The sequence below is a fragment of the Pseudomonas lurida genome, assembly GCF_013522705.1.
Taxonomy (GTDB): Bacteria; Pseudomonadota; Gammaproteobacteria; order Pseudomonadales; family Pseudomonadaceae; genus Aquipseudomonas; species Aquipseudomonas quebecensis.
The window spans coordinates 166,291-187,854 of sequence record NZ_JAAMRE010000005.1 but is presented as its reverse complement, the minus strand read 5'-3'; the positions used below and the strand labels follow the sequence as shown (position 1 = coordinate 187,854).

The 21,564-nt window shown below is 53.9% G+C and carries 18 protein-coding genes and 1 pseudogene; 6 read left to right on the top strand and 13 right to left on the bottom strand.

Translation table 11 applies throughout. The features are described from left to right. Window positions 1-6 precede the first annotated feature (6 nt). Both G7025_RS06790 and G7025_RS06785 read right to left on the bottom strand, forming a co-directional pair. Window positions 7-1,230 (bottom strand): efflux RND transporter periplasmic adaptor subunit, encoded by a 1,224-nt coding sequence (locus G7025_RS06790; protein ID WP_024014898.1) that lies wholly within the window; start codon window positions 1,228-1,230, stop codon window positions 7-9. Window positions 1,231-1,318: 88 nt separating this feature from the next. Further along, window positions 1,319-2,527 carry a TolC family protein gene (locus G7025_RS06785; RefSeq protein ID WP_024014899.1) on the bottom strand — a complete coding sequence of 403 codons (1,209 nt, stop codon included), beginning with the start codon at window positions 2,525-2,527 and terminating at the stop codon, window positions 1,319-1,321. A 553-nt stretch (window positions 2,528-3,080) separates the two neighbouring features. Here G7025_RS06785 and G7025_RS06780 point away from each other — a divergent pair. Then, a complete protein-coding gene (locus G7025_RS06780) occupies window positions 3,081-3,755 on the top strand; it encodes a heavy metal response regulator transcription factor (RefSeq protein ID WP_039593197.1) in 675 nt (224 codons plus the stop codon). Further along, the gene (locus G7025_RS06775; protein WP_024014902.1) at window positions 3,752-5,188 is read left to right on the top strand and encodes a heavy metal sensor histidine kinase; all 1,437 of its coding nucleotides are present in this window, start codon (window positions 3,752-3,754) and stop codon (window positions 5,186-5,188) included. Before G7025_RS06780 ends, G7025_RS06775 begins: the two co-directional genes overlap by 4 nt. A gap of 126 nt (window positions 5,189-5,314) precedes the next feature. Here G7025_RS06775 and G7025_RS06770 read toward each other — a convergent pair whose 3' ends face one another. The 11 genes and pseudogenes from G7025_RS06770 to G7025_RS06725 form a co-directional block, all read right to left on the bottom strand. Further along, window positions 5,315-6,226, bottom strand: a complete 912-nt coding sequence (locus G7025_RS06770; protein WP_024014903.1) for a cation diffusion facilitator family transporter — start codon at window positions 6,224-6,226, stop codon at window positions 5,315-5,317. A 55-nt stretch (window positions 6,227-6,281) separates the two neighbouring features. Then, a pseudogene (locus G7025_RS06765) lies at window positions 6,282-6,611 on the bottom strand (DUF3703 domain-containing protein). An 8-nt stretch (window positions 6,612-6,619) separates the two neighbouring features. Then, on the bottom strand, window positions 6,620-6,805 hold the full coding sequence (locus G7025_RS26985; RefSeq protein WP_230383560.1) for an HNH endonuclease signature motif containing protein: 186 nt from the start codon (window positions 6,803-6,805) through the stop codon (window positions 6,620-6,622). A 499-nt stretch (window positions 6,806-7,304) separates the two neighbouring features. Further along, window positions 7,305-10,448: an efflux RND transporter permease subunit gene (locus tag G7025_RS06755; RefSeq protein ID WP_024014904.1), complete on the bottom strand. Its 3,144-nt coding sequence runs from the start codon at window positions 10,446-10,448 to the stop codon at window positions 7,305-7,307. Beyond that, entirely contained in the window at window positions 10,445-11,929 is a 1,485-nt protein-coding gene (locus tag G7025_RS06750; RefSeq protein ID WP_039593196.1) for an efflux RND transporter periplasmic adaptor subunit, read from the bottom strand. The genes G7025_RS06755 and G7025_RS06750 overlap by 4 nt, the downstream gene beginning before the upstream one ends. After that, window positions 11,926-13,182, bottom strand: a complete 1,257-nt coding sequence (locus G7025_RS06745) for a TolC family protein (protein WP_024014906.1) — start codon at window positions 13,180-13,182, stop codon at window positions 11,926-11,928. Before G7025_RS06745 ends, G7025_RS06750 begins: the two co-directional genes overlap by 4 nt. Window positions 13,183-13,282: 100 nt before the next feature. Then, window positions 13,283-13,624, bottom strand: a complete 342-nt coding sequence (locus G7025_RS26715; RefSeq protein ID WP_258197646.1) for a hypothetical protein — start codon at window positions 13,622-13,624, stop codon at window positions 13,283-13,285. A 73-nt stretch (window positions 13,625-13,697) separates the two neighbouring features. Further along, window positions 13,698-14,636 carry a copper homeostasis membrane protein CopD gene (copD, locus tag G7025_RS06740; RefSeq protein WP_019816987.1) on the bottom strand — a complete coding sequence of 313 codons (939 nt, stop codon included), beginning with the start codon at window positions 14,634-14,636 and terminating at the stop codon, window positions 13,698-13,700. A gap of 3 nt (window positions 14,637-14,639) precedes the next feature. Further along, window positions 14,640-15,023 (bottom strand): copper homeostasis periplasmic binding protein CopC, encoded by a 384-nt coding sequence (gene copC / locus G7025_RS06735; RefSeq protein ID WP_024014909.1) that lies wholly within the window; start codon window positions 15,021-15,023, stop codon window positions 14,640-14,642. Window positions 15,024-15,382: 359 nt separating this feature from the next. Next, window positions 15,383-16,771, bottom strand: coding sequence for a heavy metal sensor histidine kinase (locus tag G7025_RS06730; RefSeq protein ID WP_019816985.1), 1,389 nt, complete (start codon window positions 16,769-16,771; stop codon window positions 15,383-15,385). After that, window positions 16,771-17,457, bottom strand: a complete 687-nt coding sequence (locus tag G7025_RS06725) for a heavy metal response regulator transcription factor (protein ID WP_019816984.1) — start codon at window positions 17,455-17,457, stop codon at window positions 16,771-16,773. The genes G7025_RS06730 and G7025_RS06725 overlap by 1 nt, the downstream gene beginning before the upstream one ends. Before the next feature lie 204 nt (window positions 17,458-17,661). Between G7025_RS06725 and G7025_RS06720 the strand changes: the two genes are divergently transcribed. The 4 genes from G7025_RS06720 (at window position 17,662) to G7025_RS06705 (ending at window position 21,555) form a co-directional block, all read left to right on the top strand. Continuing rightward, the gene (locus tag G7025_RS06720; protein ID WP_181077574.1) at window positions 17,662-18,015 is read left to right on the top strand and encodes a co-regulatory protein PtrA N-terminal domain-containing protein; all 354 of its coding nucleotides are present in this window, start codon (window positions 17,662-17,664) and stop codon (window positions 18,013-18,015) included. A gap of 157 nt (window positions 18,016-18,172) precedes the next feature. Beyond that, entirely contained in the window at window positions 18,173-18,706 is a 534-nt protein-coding gene (locus tag G7025_RS06715; RefSeq protein ID WP_019816982.1) for a cupredoxin domain-containing protein, read from the top strand. Between the two features lie 179 nt (window positions 18,707-18,885). Then, window positions 18,886-21,243 carry a heavy metal translocating P-type ATPase gene (locus tag G7025_RS06710; RefSeq protein ID WP_083293927.1) on the top strand — a complete coding sequence of 786 codons (2,358 nt, stop codon included), beginning with the start codon at window positions 18,886-18,888 and terminating at the stop codon, window positions 21,241-21,243. 111 nt (window positions 21,244-21,354) lie between these two features. Then, complete coding sequence (locus G7025_RS06705) at window positions 21,355-21,555, top strand: heavy-metal-associated domain-containing protein (protein WP_083293928.1); 201 nt, start codon at window positions 21,355-21,357, stop codon at window positions 21,553-21,555. The last annotated feature ends 9 nt before the right edge of the window (window positions 21,556-21,564 follow it).

The window sequence follows — 21,564 nt, the reverse complement described above, 5'->3', positions numbered from 1 at the left end:
GGCGGATCAGTGGGAGTGTTCAGCCGAGGCTTTACCCAGCTCTGATTTCAGAATGAAGCTGCCGGCAGCAGCGACTTGAACACCGGGCTCCAGGCCCTCTGTGATCTCAACCAGACCCGCCGCACGACTGCCTATTTCCACCGGCTGCGCCTTAAATCCGTCATCAGTTCGAACGAAAACTGTCGGTTTATCCTCGACCGTCTGGATCGCCACTTCTGGCACCGCGACTTTCGTCTGCCGGGTATCGGTATCTACCAGCACGGTAACGAACAGTCCGGGACGCCAGGCGCCTTTCGGATTGGGTAGGGTCACGCGGACCGTGGCGGTACGGGTCTGCTCGCCCAACAAACTTCCTACGTAGGCCACGGTGCCGGTGACTTCGGCACTTAACTCTGGGGCATTGACGGTGACGGACTTGCCCACCAGCACCTTGTTCAAATCCTTGGGGGAGACGCCAAAAGTTACCCACACACGCGACAAGTCCGAGAGAGTGAAGGCATTGGTGGTTTCACTGACAACCTCACCAAGGCCCAAGTGTTTCTCAACCACGACGCCATCGAACGGCGCACGCAGCTCATACCGGTTGCCGCCGCTGGCTACCGAGCTGCCACTGAGTACGCTGATTTTTTGACGGGCATTGCTGAGGGCGATTTCAGCTTCTTGCAGAGCCTGACGGGCTTGAAGGAAATCTTGTTCGGCAGAGATTTTGTCTTGCCATAACTGTCGCTCACGCTCGTAGGTGGTACGCGCCAACTCCAGACGACGTTGCGCTGCGGCTTGCTCACTACGCTGATCAGAAATTTGCTGGCTGGCGATCACGGCTAGTAGCTGGCCTTTTTTCACCGGCTGGCCAAGATTGACATGTACCGACTCGACGACGCCAGGCACTCGGGGCACGACATGGGAAGTCCGGTCGTCATCGAACCGGACTTCTCCTGGGAAGGGCAATGACAGGCTGATGCTGTGTGCCTTTGCTTCGGCCAACTGGATGCCAGCCGCGCTAATCTGCTCCTCGCTAAGTGTCAGGTGACCTTCCTCCTCTTCGCCCTCGGCATGTTCGCCTACAGCTGTTGACCCACCGGCATCCTTGTTGCCGTCGTCATCGTGGCCATGCTCCTCATGAGGCTGAGCTTCGGCGGACGGTGCAGACGTTTTACCAACCCAGAATGAGCCGATTCCCATGCCCACCGTCAGGGTCAGCGCGATCACAAAGATTTGTTTTTTATCCATGGAAACTCCCTACGCAGCTCAATCGGGCAGTCACGGATTAGCGTGACAATGCAGTGCTGAGCAGCGGTACAAAAGCGTTATATGAAATTCACTGGGAACGAGTTAATTGAGTGACATCACCGAAAACTCGCTCAATGCGCACCCAGGCGTCTGTTGCCTCTGCAATGGCCTGGATGTATTGGTTACGTGCGCTGATCAACGTGCGCTGTGCATCGAGCACATCCAGGAAGTTGAACTTGCCCATTTCGAAACCTCGGGTCGCGGTGTCGACGGCATTTTGGGCGGCAGGCAGGATGGTTTGATTGAAAGAGGTAACTTCGGTGTTCGCCGTCATCCACTGATCCAGAGCGATCTGAATTTCTGTACGCAGGCGTAACTCGCTTGAATTGCGAAGGTCGCGGGCCTGATCGGCTCGGCGGGCTGCTGCCAGTACATTGCCTTGATTACGATTGAACAACGGAATGGGCATCGACAGCCCCACAACGTTCACACGCTCGCGTTCTCGTTCATCGTATTGACTGCCCACACTTACGGTGAGATCTGGAACACGCTGAGACTTCTCCAGATCAAGAGAAGCTTCACGCTGATCAATTTGTAGTTTTGCCAATCGTAATTCGGCAGTTTCACCGATGCGGTTGAGCAGCAGTGACGGTTCCGGAACGTTGGGCATTGGCCGGTCTGACTCACCGACGGATTTAAACGAAGGCAACGGTGCGCCCATTACGCGCGCAAGCTGCTGATAGGCATTTGCTTCGTCGCGCTCAGCACGCCGCAGTTCTAGGCGCACTTCAGATAACTGTACCTCTGCTCGTGTACCTTCGATGGGGGATGATTTACCACTATTAATCCGTCCTTGAGCAACACGAACACCGCGCTCGGCAAGCACAAGGGATTGACGCGATAAGAGCAATCTCTGCTGGGCCGTCGAGGCGCTAGAAAAGGCCTGGATGACTTCTGCACGTAGAATATTGCGTTTACGCTCCAATTCAATACTAGCCGCGTCTTGGGCTCGACTGGCAACGTCTATCCTAGCTCCGCGCTTGCCGCCAAGCTCAATCGGTTGGTTGATCATTACCGTCGTAGTGCGCGAGCTCCGTCGGGTATCTTCAGCTTCCCAAGAAAGCTCGGGGTTGGGAATCAAACCCGCTTGTTTTCGATCTCCTTGGCTGATACCAATTTCCCATTGTGCTGCCGCCAAATCGGGATTGTTAGCAAAGGCCGATTCCAGTGCCTGATCCATGGTCAGCGTCTGAGAAGACGAAACTGCGGCAAAACTGGTGTCTGCCATTAAGAACATACAACTCAAGCCTACAACTAGTAAGGACTTTTGTATGTTCAAGGGTGCAGTTAACTTTCTATGCGGACGCAATTTCATAGTTCCTTCAACGCCTATTCTCTATACGTAAATGTAAAGTTTTGCACTTATCAGCAAGGTGACTGAAAAATTACAAATACGTTATCCAACGATGCAGCTATTTTTTTTGCACTAGCATAGGAGGAATGAAAGATTCGAACGTGGGGGCAGCAATATGCCGAAACAAATACCAACCTGGTATCTGCCGAACAGCACTTGTCGATTTTGGTTAACCATGTGTGGCGCTTGCCCAGTGTTCGATTCAACGGTCAAAGTGCGACACGTTGTCGCAAGGAGTCGCTGTGATGGCTCAAGACCGGGGGTTTAAGCTTGACCCTGTAGCGGCTACAGGCTTTAAGATCATTATTTAATATCTAATGCCGGATATCGGTAAGCGCAAAAAATTAAATGGTTTCGAATTATATAATTCTTCTCAGAAAATAAAACAATAACACTTCTGACCCAACTGACTTCCTATTGAAGAGGGCGAAATATCATGCGAATCCTTGTAATTGAGGACGAGCCTAAAACTGCCGAATACTTGCATCAAGGGCTGACAGAAAGTGGCTATATAGTCGACCGTGCGGTAACCGGAGCAGATGGACTTCATCTTGCACGTCAACATGTCTATGATTTGGTGATACTCGACGTTAATCTTCCAGAACTTGATGGCTGGGGTGTTCTTGAACATCTGCGCCAAAGCAGCAATACCAGGGTGATGATGTTGACGGCCCGGGGACGGCTTGCGGACAAAATTCGCGGGCTCGATCTGGGTGCTGATGACTATCTGGTTAAACCGTTTGAGTTCCCAGAGCTGCTTGCCCGAGTACGAACCCTTATGCGTCGAAGTGAACACATTCCTGTACCGCAGGTACTCAAAGTAGCCGATCTGGAGCTCGATCAAGGGCGCCACCGTGCCTTTCGTGGCGCGCAGCGTATAGATTTGACGACCAAGGAGTTCGCGCTTCTGCATCTACTGATGCGTCAGACTGGAGAGGTACTCTCACGAACCCAAATCATCTCCTTAGTGTGGGATATGAATTTTGACTGCGACACCAACGTTGTAGAGGTTTCAATCCGTAGATTGAGGGCCAAAATTGACGATCCCTTTGATAACAAATTGATCCACACCCTTCGCGGGGTTGGTTATGTATTGGAGGCACGCGAATGAAGCCGGCGAGCCTGTCAATGCGACTAGGTTTGACGGTGAGTATCTTGGGGGCCTTGTTAGTGGTGTTTCTGGCTATATTGGCCTTTTTCGCGCTTACGCATGAGCTGGATAAATTGGCGAAACATAGTCTGGAAAAGAAAATGGAGCAGGTGGAACACAGCCTCTCATTTTACGAGGATATGGCGGAGGTGAACTCGAAACCGCACTCCTTGCTGGATCAAGTCATGGGGCACGACAATCTAAATTTGTCCATTTATGACCTGACAAACCTCAGGACGCCAGTACTAAAATTCGGAACTGGTTTATCGGATCCACGAATCGAATTGAAAGCTGCTAATGCCGCCATCGACAATCTCTCATATTCTTCAAATTCCGATAGTGAGGGTCGACACTTCCTCACCGCATACAAACTCATCCGATTGAAGAATGGTAAAAATGTCGCCGTTTTGCTGTCCATGGATAGTGCGAACGATGAAGCATTGCTCAGCGCGTATCTTCGATCGACGATCATTGCTCTACCGCTTTTACTGATACTCATTGGAATTAGCGCTTGGGCTGTGGTGCAACGAGGGCTCTCTCCCCTCAGAGAATTTCGAAAGGTCGCCGCCATGATCTCGGCCCAAGATCTCAGTCATCGTCTTTCAGTGGTCAAAATGCCTCAGGAACTGAGTGAACTGGCCCATGGTATCAATTTCATGCTCCACCGACTCGACAGTGGTATTCAGCAGCTGTCGCAGTTTTCCGATGACTTGGCCCACGAATTACGTTCCCCAATCACCAATTTGATGGGGAAGGCACAAGTGACACTATCTCGGGAGCGACCTGCAGAAGAGTACAAAGCGGTGTTGGAGTCTTGCACCGAAGAGTTGGGCCGAGTCACCCGGATCGTCTCGGATATGCTCTTCCTCGCTCAAGTCAGTCATCCAGCGGCGCTCGTCCCGTTCGAGACAATTACGTTAGAAGATGAAGCATTGAAGGTCGTCGATCTGTTTTCGCTGTCGGCGGAAGAAAAGCGCATCAGCCTAAGCGTCGCCGGAAACGGCAAGACCATTGGCGACAGGCTGATGATTCAGCGAGCAATATCGAATCTGCTGTCGAACGCTATACGCCACTGCCCGGCCGGCCAATCTATTTCAATTGTTATCGAAAGCCATGCCGAACGAGTCTCGCTACTTGTAGGCAATCCAGGCGCAGGAATCGAACCTCAGCATCTGACGCACTTGTTCGACCGTTTTTATAGAGTCGACACCAGTCGCTCCCGTGCGGAAGGTGGGACTGGTCTTGGCTTGGCGATTGTCAGATCGATCATGAGTCTTCATCAGGGAACAGCGGAGGTTCAGAGCATGCCTGGTAGCATTACTGTTTTCAGGCTGAACTTTCCAAACCTCGAGGGACAAACTTCCTGGCAGCAGGCAAGACGGGTTCAGGGGTGAGTTTCAATATCAAGCTTGCATAATCCGCACTCAAATCCCCCCATACCTCTAGAAATACTCTGGTGGTGTAGGGGGCTTCCCCTTACGTGCCCTACCATTGACATGGGCTGTTCGCGACGTATCTTACTAGTGCTGCATACCTTCGCTTTCTTCGAGCCCTTCATGAAATCGCGAATCCTCTAATTGAAGCGTCGTATGGCTAATATGGAACGCTTCGCTCATAAGGTGCGTTACTTCAGCTAATATTTCCTGCTCGGTGCGGGAGAAACGTTGGACGACAAGGTGTGCACTCATGACATTCTTGCCGCTGGTCAAAGCCCAGATATGCAAATCATGAATATCTTCAACGCCTTCAACCGCCCTTATTCTTAGCTCCACTTCAGCGATATCGATGCCCTCTGGAACCCCTTGCAACAGGATATTCATGCTTTCTTTAAGCAAGATCCAAGTTCTGGGAAGGACCCATAACCCAATAGCTGCGGCAACGATCGCGTCAACCCAAATCCATCCGGTAAAGCGAATGATCAATGCGGCTCCTATCACGCCTATGGAGCCTAGCATGTCACTCCAAACCTCCAGATAAGCACCTTTGACGTTAAGACTTTCGTCACTGGCAGACATCAGCAAGCGCATTGAGACAAGGTTCACAACTAGCCCAATCACTGCCACGATCAGCATGCCTATCGATTCTATTTCTGTCGGAGTTTTAAACCGCTGGTAGGCCTCGTATAGGATGTACACCGCCACCATGAACAACAGAATCGCGTTGAAAGCAGCTGCGAGAATCTCAAATCGTGCATATCCGAATGTCCTTTTTTTATCCGCAGCGCGCTTGGCGATCTGAATAGCGACCAATGAAATAGCTAATGCAGTGGAATCGGTCAGCATATGAGCTGCGTCCGATAACAACGCCAAGCTGCCGGTAATGAAAGCCCCAATGACCTCTGAAATCATAAAACTCGTCGTTAACGCTAGAGCGATCCACAGTTTTTTCTCATGTCCTGCACGTGCTTGACCGTGACTATGACCAGCGCTCATATGTCTCTCCATGGGTGTAAGCGGATGCGACAACGACTCAGACCGCGCATGAGGATCAATCTTCATTCAGAAGAGTTTCCAGCTCTTGAGAAAGAGGCATCACCTGAAAAGAACTGACCCGGGCACGACCAGCATTCCCCGAAGGCACTCATACTTTAGAAAATAGCAGTGCAGCGATAACTCGTGTTATTTGTCCCAGGATCTCCCGAGGATCATGTGTCTTGACGCCCACGTACAGCATCAAGACGTGTGACTTTGCACGTAGCAAAGTGCGGCGTTGTGAGAGGATGTGGGTACGTTCAAGCCAATAGTAAGCGCGCCCATAATCTCGGGACAGAATCGCCACCCGAGCTTCGTCGAAGCCCTCAAGAATTGCCCTATGCAAAATCTCTTTCAGCTTGGGCTCCAACTATTTTCAGGGTAACCATCTGCGTCACGATCAATTCTGTCATGACAGCCTGGGCAGAGGAGCATCAGGTTGGCAGTATCGTTTGTGTGCGCCTCAGCATCATGATCCGCACGTCCCCGAGGCCCCTTGGGACTGGCGGGTAGGATATGCGCCACTTCGCCCCATTTCATTGGCTTGCCGGCACGATAGTCGAACGTTAGATCTGCGCCGCACAGTTCACAATGACCAGCGGTCTGTGTCCATACGATCCGCTTCGTCTCATCATTCGTATTAAAGCGCCCACTCGCAGGCTTTGCGTCTTCTTGTTCTGCCATTCCGACCTACCCCCCGAGAAACATCCATGATCGAAAACGATGACGGCAAGATAAGATCATATTAAGGTCATTTGCCTCAATTTCAAGAGAGATATCAGGGTGACGAATGCTAAGTCGGCTTTGAGCAGGGTGCTTTTTTTGGCTCATCGAAACGCAGTGATGGAAGCGGGCGTTTTTCTAGCAAGTGCTGGTGGGGAATGGCACTGACCACAGCGTATGTATCGAAATTAGCGAGTTTATGCAAAATACATAAACTCGCTAATTTCGATACATACCGCGCGTAGAACTGATGACAACGAGATGTGCAACTCAAACGAGGCTGCAAGCGCAGCCCCTTTTGCACATTTTTTCCGCGTTAGTGCCTGCCAGGCTCAGCGGATAGGCGTCGACGGCGCATGAGGTGATAGGCCGCCGGAATGACGAACAGCGACAGCAACGGCGCCGTGACCATACCGCCAATCATCGGGGCGGCAATGCGGCTCATCACCTCGCTGCCGGCACCACCTCCTAAAAGTATTGGTAACAAACCAGCGATAACCACCGCAACGGTCATGGCCTTGGGGCGAACGCGCTGCACAGCGCCTTCACGAATCGCGGCCATCAACCCGCGTTCTGTGTTGTCACCGAGCTCTTGACGCTCGGCCCAGGCATTTTTCAGGTAGAGCAGCATGATCACGCCAAATTCGGCAGAAACTCCAGCCAGGGCGATAAAGCCGACCCCGGTGGCAACCGACAGGTTGAATCCCAACAGATAGAGAAACCATGCTCCGCCCGTGAGAGCGAATGGCAGCGTGGCCATAATCAGCAAAGCCTCATCAAAGCGTGCAAATGTCAGGTAAAGCAGGACGAAGATGATCAGCAGCGTGGCGGGGACCACCAGTTTTAGTCGTGCATTTGCCCTCTCAAGAAACTCGAACTGACCTGAGTAGCTCAGGCTCATGCCGGGCTGCAACTTGACCTGCTCGCTGACGAGCCGACGTAGATCGGCGACTACCGATGCAATGTCCCGGCCACGCACGTCGATGTACACCCAGCCTGAAGGCCGTGCGTTTTCACTTTTGAGCATCGGCGGCCCGTCGTTGACCTTGATCTTCGCCACTGTGCCAAGGGTGATCTGGCTGCCTAGCGGGGTGTAGATTGGCAACTGCTCCAAAGCGCTAAGCGAATCCCGCCACTCCCGAGGGTAACGGACGTTGATTGGGAAGCGTGCAAGCCCTTCAATGGTTTCACCGACATTTTCCCCGCCGATAGCGCCGGCCACGATCGACTGCACATCGGCGATATTCAGTCCGTATCGGGCGGCGGCTTGTCGGTCGATATCCACGTCGATGTAACGTCCACCGGTTAATCGCTCGGCCAGAGCCGAACTGACACCGGCTACGCCCTTGGCCACTCGCTCGACCGCCTGAGTCGCCGAATCGATTTCCGTCAGGTTGGTGCCGGCAATCTTTACACCAATAGGACTTTTGATCCCCGTAGCCAGCATGTCTATTCGGTTGCGAATCGGTGGTATCCAGATATTCGTCAGCCCAGGAACTCGCACCACTCGGTCCAGCTCCTCCACCAGTTTTTCCGGAGTCATGCCTGGTCGCCATTGCTCCTGTGGCTTGAACTGGATGGTGGTTTCGAACATCTCCAGCGGCGCCGGGTCGGTGGCAGTTTCGGCACGTCCCGCTTTACCGAAGACATGTTCGACCTCTGGCACGGTCTTGATCAGGCGGTCGGTCTGTTGCAGCAGTTGCGCCGCTTTCTGTGCGGACAATCCGGGCAGCGCCGAAGGCATATAGAGCAGGTCGCCCTCATTCAAAGGCGGAAGAAACTCGCCCCCCAAGCGCGACATTGGCCATAGCGCACTAAAAAACACCAACGCCGCCACAAGCAGCGTGATCCTCGGTCGCCGCAGCACTGCATCCAGAGCCGGCTGGTAGATCCGGATGAGCCAGCGGCTCAGCGGGTTGTTTTTTTCATTAGGAATCCGTCCCCGAATCCAGTAGCCCATCAAAACCGGCACCAAGGTCACTGACAATCCCGCTGCTGCAGCCATGGCGTAGGTCTTGGTGAAAGCCAGCGGGCCGAACAGCCGACCCTCTTGCGCTTGCAGGGTGAACACCGGAATGAACGAAAGAGTGATGATCAACAAACAGAAGAATAGGGCTGGTCCAACTTCAGTCGCCGCTTCGGTCATTACCTGCCAATGACGTTCACCATTCAGTTCCTCACCTGGATTGGCCACGTGCCATGCCTCAACTTTCTTGTGTGCGTTTTCGATCATCACCACAGCAGCATCGACCATGGCGCCGATGGCGATGGCTATCCCACCCAGGGACATGATGTTGGCGTTGAGCCCTTGGTAGCGCATGACAATAAAGGCCATCAGTACACCGACCGGCAGGGAAATAATAGCCACCAGAGAGGAGCGCAGGTGCCAAAGAAAGATCCCGCAAACCAATGCGACAACGATGAACTCTTCGATGAGCTTGTGGCTGAGGTTTTCAACAGCGCGGTCAATCAGTTTCCCACGGTCGTAGGTGGTGACAATTTCCACTCCGGCCGGAAGGCTGCTTTTCAACTCGTCGAGTTTGGTCTTGACCGCCGCAATGGTCTCGCGAGCATTCTTACCGCTGCGCAAAATCACCACGCCGCCAACCGTCTCGCCTTCGCCGTCGAGTTCGGTGATGCCACGGCGCATCTCCGGCCCCAACTGGATCGTGGCGACATCGCCCAAGTTCACCGGCACACCGCCCGATCCCAGCTTGAGGGGGATCGCCCGAAAATCATTGAGCGTCTTCAGGTAGCCGGATGCACGCACGATGAACTCGGTCTCTGCCATCTCCAGCACCGCGCCACCCGTTTCCTGATTGGCCTTGCCGATCGCTTCGGTCACCTCGGCCTGCGTAATACCAAGACTGGCCAGTTTGAGCGGATCAAGCTGCACTTGGTACTGCTTGACCATGCCGCCCACAGTGGCCACTTCCGCCACATTGGGCAGGGTCTTGAGTTCAAACTTGAGGAACCAGTCCTGAAGTGCGCGTAGCTGCGCCAGATCATGCCCGCCAGTGCGATCCACCAGCGCGTACTGGAAGATCCATCCTACGCCTGTCGCATCTGGCCCCAACGCTGGCTTGGCGCTGGCCGGCAAGCGGCTTTGTACTTGGCTCAAGTACTCCAACACCCGCGAGCGAGCCCAGTACAAGTCAGTGCCGTCTTCGAACAGCACATAGACAAAGCTGTCACCGAAAAAGGAATAACCACGCACCGTCTTGGCACCTGGTACTGAGAGCATGGTGGTGGCCAACGGATAGGTGACCTGGTTCTCGACAATCTGGGGTGCTTGTCCAGGATACGGGGTGCGGATGATCACCTGCACATCGGACAAGTCTGGTAGCGCATCAATGGGCGTGCTCTGCACCGACCAAATGCCCCACGCCGTGATAAACAGCGTCGCCAGTAGCACCAGGAATCGGTTGGTTACGGACCAACGAATCAGGGCTGCAATCATGGCTGGCCCCCTGATTTGTCCAGACGCTCAACACGCAAGCCGTCGTCGGTCTGATTCACACCTATCCGGACCTTGTCGCCCGTTTTAAGACCCTGCATCAGAGCGGGATTGGCGAGCGGGAACGTCATCGTCATGCCAGGCATGCCCAGCGTCTTAAAAGGGCCGTGAGCGAGAGTGACTTCTTTATCGTTGATCTCAACGATTTGCCCATCCGCTTCATGCAAACCGGCGGCGGCTGCACTGGTGGGTGAAGGTTCCTCTGATTTGGCAACGATGCCTTTAAGACTGGCCTCTGAGTCGAGCAGGAACTGGCCAGAGCTAACCACTTTTTGGCCCTCTTCCAACCCTTTCAATATCGCCGTCTTGCCATCGCTTTCCTGCCCAAGTTGCACCTCCACGGGACGATAGCGACCGGCGTCTTCAGCGAGCATCACCAGGGCACGTAGACCGGTGCGAATGACCGCCTCGCTCGGCACCCACAGCACACTTTGCTCCGTCGCGCGATTAAGGCTCACGCGTGCGGTCATACCCGGCCTGAGACGGCCTTGCGGGTTAGGCAATTCGACGCGCACGCGAAGGGTGCGACTATCGGGATTGGTTTCTGGAAGAATCGCGCTTACCACGCCGTTGAGCACGACGCCTGGGAACGCGGGCAAACGCGCCTCAGCCACTTGTCCCAGCTGTATCGACCCGAATTCAGTCTCCGGGACCGCCAGAGCCAGCCAGACGTTACTCAACCCATTCACGCGTGCCAGTGTTTGGCCGGCAGCCACTGTCATACCTTCGCGCACATCGAGTTCTTGCAACACCCCACTGATAGGGCTGGTGAGGGTCAGGTTCGGTTGGACTTTGCCACTGCGCTCTACTTGAGTAATCGATGCCGCCGGCATCCCGGTAAGCCGCAAACGCTGGCGAGCCGCTGCCAGCAAGCCCGCATCGCCGCTACGCTTAAGTGCGAGAAACTCCTCCTGAGCCGCAGACCACTCCGGGACAAGAATATCCGCCAAGGCGGCGTTGGCTTTGATCACATCGCCAGGAGCATGGGCATACACGCGCTCGACGAAACCCGCCGTACGGGCCTGGATGACGGCGACGTCACGCTCGTTGAAGGTCAATACACCTACAACGTCCAGACTCGAAGCAAACACACCTCGATTGACCGTAGCCAGTCGCACACCAAGATTCTGGGTCAGGCTTGGATCAATGCGAACAGTGGCGCTGTCCCCCTTGCTATCCGCGTACTGAGGGACCATCTCCATGTCCATGAAGGGCGACTTACCCGGCTTATCGAATTTCTGTTGTGGGTACATGGGGTCGTACCAATACAGAACCTTGCGATCGACTGAGGACTCCGGCTTCGGCTCCGATGCTGCATCCGGTACTGCGCTCACCCTCGGTTGAGCCAACCAGTAACCACCGGCGACTCCCAAAGCAATTGAGATGCTGACAACAAAAACCCCTTTCCATGTTCGAGAGATCATTGAGCGGACTCCCCATAGGCGAAATACAGGCGAGCGCTGGTGAGAGCACGCTGCTCTTCAACATCAATCTGCTTGAGACGGGCTTCGATAAGCTCGCGCCGAGCGGCCACGACGGAGTTCAGATCGCCTTTGCCGGCGCGATAGCTGGCCATAGTGAGCTCGACCTTTTCCTTAGCCAAAGGGAGCAGGCTGGTCTGGGCTCGATGAACGGCGCGGTTCAGGCGCTCATAGTCCGCTAAGTCATCCTCCAATTGCTGGGTGTGCTCGCGTGAAAGGACCTCACGCTCAGCCTCAAGCTGATTGAGTTCCGCATGCTTGGCTGCGATTTTTGGGTTTTGTCGCGAGTCAGGAAACAGTGGTAGATCCCATGAAAACTGCACGCTGACCATGTCGCCGAACTCTCGGCCGCGATGCTGATAGTCGACTTCCCAGCTCCAATCAGACCGCTTTTCCGCTTCGGCCTCGCGCACCTTGGCCTGCGCTTCGCGGGTCATTGGGGCAAACGCTGCCAATTCTGGGTGATGTTGAACGTTGTGAGAGTACCCAGAGGCTTCTACAGGCCATTCAGGCAAGCTGCCCACAGGTTTATCGTTTGCGGCTGGTCCAATCCAGCTCTTCAAAGCTGCTCGGGCTTGCGATCTCTGGCGAATCAGATCGTCCTGCTGCTCTTCCAGTTGTGCCGCCTCCTGTTTGGGCGTGACGGCATCAGCAGGTTGAGCGCGGCCACCGGCAATCTGCGCGCGGACGGTATCGGCCAGCAGGCGGTTTTCCCTATAGAAGTCCTGGAACAGCGCGTCTTTACGCTCAACGGAATAGCTGCTGATCCAGGCCAGCGCCGTGGCCTGACGAACCTTTAGACGTTCGACCAGACGCTCAGCGGCAGCGCGGTCAATGGCTGCATCAGCAACCTCGATTCGGGCTTTTCGTTTGGCGCTGTTCGGCATTTCCTGACTGACACCGACCATTTGCATGGTCATGAAGTCCTGATCGATGCTCCAGCGATCCGGCCCCCCAATGGGATAGTTCTGTATACCTACCAGCAACTTGGGATCGGGTAGTTCCCCGGCTGGGATGGCTGCACTAGTGGCGGCACGAATTTTTGCATCTTGTGCAGTCAGCGACGGCGCATTGGTTTCAGCCAGCTGCAAAGCATCATCGAGTGTCAACGCAGCAGCGAAACTCGGCGTGGCCAATACGCTTGCCGCCAAGATGGCCACGAGGGGCCGCCCTGTGCAATAGCACTTGGATTTCATGTTCACGATTCCTGTGATGATCCACTGCGTGCTTCATGAGAGATGCACGCAGATATCCCATACCGCCTGACGCGGAATGAGGCTCAGTGTGGTACAGGAATCAAATGCGGGGAGGTCGCCATACCCCTGATGGAGTTTGGACAGGATGGGAATCTATGGAGATGGACGCTGCGAGGGGGCTCGACAGGGTCACCGGAGGCTTGATGATGGAGACTTGCAGCATGCCGCCGGTCTTGCACTCCTGGCCCGGCTTACAGGGTTTACCGTGCTCGGTTGGGCTTTTCATGTCATGGCAGCAGTCTTGGCCCATGCCGTCCATCATCGCCATGCCCATGGTTTGCATCGGGCACGGCTCTGTCGGCGCCTGAACACCCGCCATCCCGCTGAAGGGAAGCGCCAGGCTAATCAGGAAAATCAGGCAAAGCCGTAGACAGCGTGTCATGGGCTGAAGTGTAGCCAGTAGAAATGGTGCTAACAATCACGCTCCAGGCTTCTGGGTTAGCTGCCAGAAACCTCTATTGCGCGCTCATTTCCATTTCAGGACTTAGCGTGCCTAACCATGCGACAAGACAGATGATGAGGATTGCCATCAGGAATTCGAATTTCATGCTGCGGCGCAAGGCATTGACCGCTACAGAGTATTGACCATTGCGAACCGAGCGCTCCAATAGCGGGCTTAAGTGAAAGCGGTTCAGCGTCGCTAAAACGATCATCCCGGCAAAGAGCAGGATCTTCAAAAACAGCAACTGGCCATAGGTACTGAGCATGACCTCATCAAGGTTGGGACCGACGATGAAAAGGTAATTTACTACTCCCGTAACGCTTATGATCGCAACAATCACACCGCCGGCCGACTCAAAGCCAGTCAGCACGCGGGCAAGAATACGTGCTTCCTCCTCACCCTTCAGCGATTTCAACCGTAGCAGTAGAGCGAAGGCCGCTAGAGCACCCAACCAGCCACCTGCCGCTAATAAATGGAAAATGTCGCTGAGAAAATGCCAGTAGCGGCGGCTGCCTTCGTCCATGGCACCATGCCCCGTCCAGGCTAGCGTGGCCAACGCGATTGCTCCACAGACGGTGACGATCCAGAGGCTGGGTGTCGGATATCGTTTATTCAACGCGACGCCCAGAATTGCCCCCACCAAGGCGGCTATCCGAACCATCCAGGTCAGCCCAACGTCGGTGCCCATGATGACCATTTCAAAAATGTGGTGATGTAGCTCCATAAGCTCCGATACACCGCTCATTGCTTTTGCAAGCAACAACATCGCAGCAAGGGACAGAACTACACCTGCAACAGAAGTACCGTAGAGAAGCGACTCAAAGTTCAAGACCGTGCCCGATACCCTTTCCTTTCCCCTGAGGCTGTACAAGCCAAATATGGCCAGTCCAAATAACAACATCAGGTCAAAATAGAGAGCAAAGCGAACCACGATATTTAATGAGTCGCTCATGGATTATTTCACTTTGAATGAAAAGTTGCCGGTGATCGGGTGGGTGTCCGAAGACACTGCACGCCATTCAACTTTGTAGGTGCCGGTGGTCAGCGGTGCAGCCGGCGTAATCACCATGGTTTTCGGATCACCACCAGCAGCGACGGCGGCCTTTACACCCATGGGTGAGTTAGGCATGCCTGGCATGTCGGTCATGATCAGCTTTGCACCGGAGAACTGAGTGGTGAGATTCTCAGAAAAATGCAGTTCGATTTTCGACGGAGCCGCCGCATCCGAGCCTTCTGCCGGAGTGGAAGAAAGTAGTTTTGGATGTGCCTGGGCCACTGCACTCAGAAGCAAACCAGCAGTGATTGCAACAGCCACGGACGTAGTTTTAAGGAATGACATGCAAGACTCCTCACAGCAAGCGCTGTTGATTCGAGGTTTTTTGGGAGGAACTAGTTTTTAATTTCTTTAAAAACCACTGTTGATTAACTTGGAGCCCCCGTCCTCTTCGCCAGGTTGAACAGGAGAAACTCGCTAGCCCTAACGTCACAGTGCGAGAACACGATGCCACACGATCACAAACTGTTCGATTACATTTCAGTCAGCTTGATCCGATGTTTGGCATCTAATCGTTGAGCGTAGCAAGACCTGGAAAAGACACGGCGTACCGCAGGACAGGGGAGCTCAATCACTTTGAAAAATCCGCAGAGGCGTAGCAAACGCAGAACGCCAAGACGTCGTTGGTCCCAATGTTTTGTCGCTCAGCTAACCGTGGAATCGACGGCCGGAAACTCAAGATGAAAAGCCGTTTTCCCGTCGCCTGACGTACACCAGATCTTGCCATTGTGCGCTTCGACAATTGATCGGGTAATTGACAGACCTAGCCCTGCGTTGCTCGGACTTCCTTCTCGCCGCGCTGGGTCCACGCGATAAAAACGATCAAACAGCTTTTCAAGGTGTTCGGGGGCAATGGGCTCACCATAGTTTTCCACGACAACCGTTACCGACGCATCCTTGTGCTGAATATCGACACTGATTGACGTCCCTTCATAGGTGTAGCGCAGCGCATTTGAGAGCAGATTGGAAATCGCTCGGTGGAGCATAAGAACATCACCTCGCACGCTCCCCCGTCCTGAAACCTTGAGCTCGATCCCTCGTTCATCAGCCAACAGGCGGTAGTACTCAAGCAATTTTTCCACGACAGCCACCAGGTCTATTGGCTTGCTCTCGTGCGTAATTAGACCATTGTCAGATTTCGCCAGAAAAAGCATGTCATCAATCATCCGGCTCATGCGCTTCAAGTCATCAAGATTGGAGTACAAATTGTCTTCGTAGTCCTCGATGTTTCTTTTTCTCGAAAGCACCACTTCAGTGTGGGTCATCAAGTTGCTCACGGGGGTCCGTAGTTCGTGGGCAATGTCTGCCGAAAAGTTGGATAACCGGACAAATGCATCGTCGAGCCTGGATAACATGGCGTTGAACGACAACACCATCTGTTGAAGCTCTTTCGGAACGGGTGCCAGGGGAATACGCTCCTTGAGTGATTTTGCTGACATGGAGGCAGCAACCCATGTGACCTGGCGGATAGGCCGCATGCCACTGCTAGCTACCATCCAGCCGAGTGCAGCACTGACCAATGCGCTGATCACCAACCCTATCCAAAACCATCGTTCGAGCGTCTCGAAAAAGGACATATGCTGCGTAACGTCAAAAATCAACATGACAGTTAATGGCCTTTCTTGTCCCGTCACTACGGATTGCGCAGTCACACCACGGAACATCTGCTCTTGCTCCCGCCATTCCCAGACGGTTGTGTTTGTGGTTGTTCGAAACGCCTTCGGAACGTCGACCGGGCCGGGATCCGCAAACAGCACCTTGCCGTCGCCATCGATGATAAGCGCAGTCAAATCACGGTGTGCGCCCAGCAGCGCTTCTAACTCCGGTTTAGCCTCGCTGAATTGATCGATGTTGCTCAGCCCGGACAAGATCCGCTGGGTCGAGTGGAGTTTTTCGTACAATGCCTGCTGATCCAGCATCTTGAAATGATGCCGGCTGAGGTTATTGAAACTGAGTCCGGCGACCGTGAGCACGGCCGTTACCGCGAGCATAAACATCAGACTCATACGAGTCGTCAGGGACATCCGGTTCATCACGACTCCGAATCTGGTGCATCGAGCATGTAACCCATTCCCCTTGAGGTATGAATCAACTTGACCTCAAAATCGTCGTCTATCTTGGCCCTGAGCCGTCTCACTGCAACCTCGATAACGTTGGTATCGCTGTCGAAGTTCATATCCCAAACCTGGGAGGCGATAAGAGACTTTGGCAGCACCTCCCCTCGACGACGCAGCAGAAGCTCAAGCAACGCGAACTCTTTGGCCGTAAGGTCTATGCGTTTGCCTCCTCGGATGGCTCGACGCTTGAGCAGGTCCACTTCAAGGTCAGCCAGTTTCATAAAGGTTTGCGAAGGTGCGCTGCTACCGCGACGCAGCAGCGTTCTGACTCGAGCAAGCAATTCAGAAAACGCGAAGGGTTTGATCAGATAGTCATCCGCACCGAGTTCAAGTCCCTTCACTCGGTCTTCAACGCGGTCTCTGGCGGTGAGAAAAAGCACCGGGACGTCTTTCCCGGAAGCGCGCACCTTCTGCAGGACTTCCCAGCCATCCAAACCCGGCATCATGACGTCGAGAATCAGCAGATCATAGGCTTCGCTCAAAGCGTGCTGAAGCGCCTCTTTTCCATTCGTGAAACGGTCGACATTGAACCCGGCCTCGTTGAGCCCTTGCTGCAAATAGATACCTATTTTTGGTTCGTCTTCAGCGACAAGAAGTCTCATGAGGTCGTTCTCAGATAAAGGTTAAGCGGAGTCTGCAACGAAAACTGGCAGCCAACCAGCAACTGACAGAAAAGTAATCTTGGCTTCAGGTAGATGTCAGCGAGTGCTGGCTAGGGTTCAGACATGAGCACTTCATTGGTGCTCGACCGACCTCTGAGCGATGAATCGTATGGAAGTCGGATTCCCTCATGAGGAGCTACCCCGATGAACCACCTGAAAATGCTGTTTTTTGTAAGCTCGATACTGGTCTCGGCTTCTGTGTGGGCTGAAAGCGGCGGAGATCGTGTGATTGAGCGTATGGAAGGTTTGCGCGACAAGGCCGAAGCCACGTTGATGAAAGCTGAACAAGCCCCTGAAGGAGAGCGTCACGTCCACATGGCAGAACACATGAAGATGCTTGGGGACATCATGAGCCAGCTCCACAACGATCACCCAGATGCCTCAATGTCACCCCAAGAGCATCTAGCCTGGATGGAGAAGCACGACAAAATCGTTGATGACGTTTTGCGCCAGATGCAGCGCGAGCACAAATTGATGCTTTCAGAAAACCATCAATAAACGCCCCCTGGATAAGTACTTGTCAGCATCTTGTTGCGGCGTCAATTGGACGCCGTATCTATTTAGAAAACTGACAAAGAAGTAATGCCCAAGTCAGTTAGCCGGCAGCTGAGCATCATTAGCATAGCCAATGTTCCCACGTATTCCTGAGGTCACCATGAAAACTACGCTCGCTACTCCGTTCATCGCAGCAATGACCCTTTTTTTCGCTGCTACGGCTATGGCTAATGCTGGGCATGGACAAGACGACATAGGCCAGCCTGGTGTGGCCTCTGACGTTACCCGCACTGTAGAGGTCGAGATGGGCGACATTTTTTTCAAGCCTAAAAGCATTGACGTAAAACCTGGTGAAACAATCCGCTTTGTCCTTCGCAACGAGGGTTCGCTGCTGCATGAGTTCAACATCGGCAAAGCCGCTGCTCATGCAGCACACCAGAAAGAAATGGCAAGCATGTTCAAGAACGGAACACTAAGCCCTACCGGTACCGGGAAGATGAGCGGCATGAGCCACGGCATGGGCGGAATGAAGATGGTCGCAATGGAGCATGACGACCCTAACAGTGTCCTGATTGAGCCTGGCTCAACCCAAGAGCTGATCTGGACCTTCAACGACAGTGCAGGGCTGCAGTTTGCCTGCAACGTGCCGGGGCATTACCAATCGGGAATGGTCGGCGAGTTTGATCTGAAATAAACCGGAGTCGGCTGTTTCTGCCGGCCCGACGCAAGAGTTGGCTACGCTAAGTCAAGTAACATAGCAACGCTTACTCAGCCGGGGTCCGTGCGGAAACATCACCGCACCACTGTGGAGCCGCAAATAATCGTTGTACTGAATATGCTCATTTCTAGTAGCACCTTACAAGGGGAATAGACATGCCTACCACCTCTGGCCATCACGACCATAATCACACCCATGCTGCTTCCCGGGATGATGCTGATCTACATGACCCGGTGTGTGGAATGGCAGTCACTTCGTCGAGTAAATTTGCTGAGACTTACCAGGGACAGACGTATCGGTTCTGTAGCCTGAAATGCCAGGAGAAGTTTCGAGCGGACCCTGAGCGCTACAGTGGCCACGTGGTGCGCGACGAGTCAGGCAGCACAACGCCGGAGTCTGCGGTACAAACGGGCGCTGAATTTACGTGCCCGATGCATCCTGAAATACGGCAGACCGGACCCGGTAACTGTCCTAAATGTGGCATGGCACTAGAGCCTGTCATGCCGGCACTTGATGAAGAAGAAAATCCTGAACTCCGGGATTTCAATCGCCGCTTCTGGTGGTCGCTGCCCTTAACCGTGGTCGTAACCGTGCTCGCGATGGCGGGTCACTCGTTACAACTTCTTCATGGTTCAGCTCAAAACTGGATCGAGTTCGCTCTGGCGACACCCGTGACCTTATGGGCAGGGTGGCCTTTTTTTGTAAGGGGACTGGCCTCGGTTAAAAATCGCAGTCCCAACATGTGGACTCTGATTGGGTTGGGCACTGCCGCAGCTTATCTGTACAGCGTCATAGCAACAATCTTCCCCCAAAGTTTTCCCGCCAATTTCATGCAAGATGGACGTATCGGCGTTTACTTCGAAGCGGCAGCGGTCATCATCTCGCTCACGTTGCTTGGCCAGATCCTTGAGCTCAAAGCCCGATCACAAACTTCCGCCGCCATTAAGTCTCTTCTCGGCCTTTCGCCCAAAACTGCACGTCGGATCAATGCCGATGGCCATGAGGAAGACATTCCTCTCACCCATGTGCACCTGGGAGACCACTTACGGGTCAGACCAGGTGAGAAGGTGCCAGTTGATGGTTCAGTACTTGAGGGTGAAAGTGCGGTGGATGAGTCGATGCTCACTGGCGAGCCAGTCCCGGTAATGAAGAAAGCTGGAGATAGCCTGATCGGCGCCACGCTGAATACGCATGGAAGCTTGGTAATGGAGGCGCAGAAGGTCGGTGCCGAAACCATGCTGTCCCAGATCGTACAGATGGTCGCGAGAGCTCAGCGTTCCAAGGCTCCGATGCAACGAATGGCCGACTCGATTGCCGGCTACTTCGTGATGGGTGTTATCACGATTGCGATAATGACATTTATCGGTTGGGGGCTTTTCGGCCCTGAGCCCAGTTGGGTGTTTGGTCTAATCAACGCTGTCGCCGTGCTGATCATCGCTTGTCCCTGTGCGTTGGGACTTGCTACGCCTATGTCGATCATGGTGTCGACAGGTAAAGCAGCAAGCATGGGTGTTTTGTTCAGAGATGCCAGTGCGATTGAGAGCCTTTGCAGAATCGACACGCTGGTTGTCGACAAGACAGGCACCCTAACAGAGGGACGGCCCGTGTTTCACAGCGTGGAGGCCACTCCCACCTTCAATCCCGACGACGTCCTTCACCTGGCTGCCAGCCTTGATCAGGGCAGCGAGCATCCTTTAGCACATGCGATCGTCGATCACGCCCGAGCCGTGAACATCAAGCTCACCAAGCCGGAATCCTTTGAGTCTGATTCGGGTATCGGGGTCAGTGGCGTTGTCGATGGCAAGAAGCTTCAGCTGGGGAACACAGCGTTGATGGAAGCCGCAGGCGTGAGCACCAACTCCCTACAAGAGCGCGCTGAGGTGTTGCGACTTGACGGCATCAGTATTATCTACCTCGCAGTCGACGGCGCATTGGCAGGTTTGTTGGCCGTATCAGATCCGATCAAGCCAACCTCAAAAGAGGCCGTCACCAAGCTTAAGGCTCACAACGTGAAAATCATCATGGCTACTGGGGACGGGCTTACTACCGCTCGGGCTGTCGCCAGGGAGATGGGGATTGAAGAGGTTCACGGTGAAGTCAAACCCCAAGACAAGGAGCGCTTGGTGGCAGACCTACAGCAACACGGGCGAAAAGTGGCCATGGCAGGTGACGGTATCAACGATGCTCCGGCCCTAGCGCGAGCAGATGTGGGGATAGCCATGGGAACGGGGACTGACGTGGCGATGAATAGCGCGCAACTCACGCTGGTAAAAGGTGACCTGATGGGGATCTTACGAGCACGAGCTCTTTCGGTCGCCACAGTTAAAAACATGCGCCAGAATTTGGGCTTCGCTTTTCTCTACAACTCAATGGGTATACCTCTTGCCGCTGGTTTGCTCTATCCATTGACGGGGCACCTCCTGTCGCCAATGATCGCTGCCATAGCCATGAGCGTCAGTTCTGCATCTGTAGTTTTCAATGCATTGAGGTTGAGGAATAGTCGAATTGACTGAGCGTCGATGACGCTCACGACCTTGATCAGATAATCGTTGACCTTGCCATGGTGTCAACGTCGATGCTGTCGCTGCGGGGAAAAGACACCGCTCAGCACGAGGGTAATTTACATGGTCGTCTTAGATGTATCAGGCATTGGTTGCGGCAGCTGCGTCGGCAAAATCACAAGAGCGATCCAGGCACTGGACGGCAACTCTACGGTCTCAGTCGATCGATCAACCGGTAAGGTGAGTGTTGAAAGTAGCGAAAACGCGGAACAGCTTCGTAAAGCTGTGGAGGCGGTTGGCTTTCCTTCCAAGATCAGCCATTGAACGGAGACT

Coding starts and splice junctions, on each gene's coding strand:
- G7025_RS06790 (WP_024014898.1), bottom strand. CDS start 1,230: ATGGATAAAAAACAAATCTTTGTGATCGCGCTGACCCTGACGGTGGGC.
- G7025_RS06785 (WP_024014899.1), bottom strand. CDS start 2,527: ATGTTCTTAATGGCAGACACCAGTTTTGCCGCAGTTTCGTCTTCTCAG.
- G7025_RS06780 (WP_039593197.1), top strand. CDS start 3,081: ATGCGAATCCTTGTAATTGAGGACGAGCCTAAAACTGCCGAATACTTG.
- G7025_RS06775 (WP_024014902.1), top strand. CDS start 3,752: ATGAAGCCGGCGAGCCTGTCAATGCGACTAGGTTTGACGGTGAGTATC.
- G7025_RS06770 (WP_024014903.1), bottom strand. CDS start 6,226: ATGAGCGCTGGTCATAGTCACGGTCAAGCACGTGCAGGACATGAGAAA.
- G7025_RS26985 (WP_230383560.1), bottom strand. CDS start 6,805: ATGAAATGGGGCGAAGTGGCGCATATCCTACCCGCCAGTCCCAAGGGG.
- G7025_RS06755 (WP_024014904.1), bottom strand. CDS start 10,448: ATGATTGCAGCCCTGATTCGTTGGTCCGTAACCAACCGATTCCTGGTG.
- G7025_RS06750 (WP_039593196.1), bottom strand. CDS start 11,929: ATGATCTCTCGAACATGGAAAGGGGTTTTTGTTGTCAGCATCTCAATT.
- G7025_RS06745 (WP_024014906.1), bottom strand. CDS start 13,182: ATGAAATCCAAGTGCTATTGCACAGGGCGGCCCCTCGTGGCCATCTTG.
- G7025_RS26715 (WP_258197646.1), bottom strand. CDS start 13,624: ATGACACGCTGTCTACGGCTTTGCCTGATTTTCCTGATTAGCCTGGCG.
- copD (WP_019816987.1), bottom strand. CDS start 14,636: ATGAGCGACTCATTAAATATCGTGGTTCGCTTTGCTCTCTATTTTGAC.
- copC (WP_024014909.1), bottom strand. CDS start 15,023: ATGTCATTCCTTAAAACTACGTCCGTGGCTGTTGCAATCACTGCTGGT.
- G7025_RS06730 (WP_019816985.1), bottom strand. CDS start 16,771: ATGAACCGGATGTCCCTGACGACTCGTATGAGTCTGATGTTTATGCTC.
- G7025_RS06725 (WP_019816984.1), bottom strand. CDS start 17,457: ATGAGACTTCTTGTCGCTGAAGACGAACCAAAAATAGGTATCTATTTG.
- G7025_RS06720 (WP_181077574.1), top strand. CDS start 17,662: ATGAACCACCTGAAAATGCTGTTTTTTGTAAGCTCGATACTGGTCTCG.
- G7025_RS06715 (WP_019816982.1), top strand. CDS start 18,173: ATGAAAACTACGCTCGCTACTCCGTTCATCGCAGCAATGACCCTTTTT.
- G7025_RS06710 (WP_083293927.1), top strand. CDS start 18,886: ATGCCTACCACCTCTGGCCATCACGACCATAATCACACCCATGCTGCT.
- G7025_RS06705 (WP_083293928.1), top strand. CDS start 21,355: ATGGTCGTCTTAGATGTATCAGGCATTGGTTGCGGCAGCTGCGTCGGC.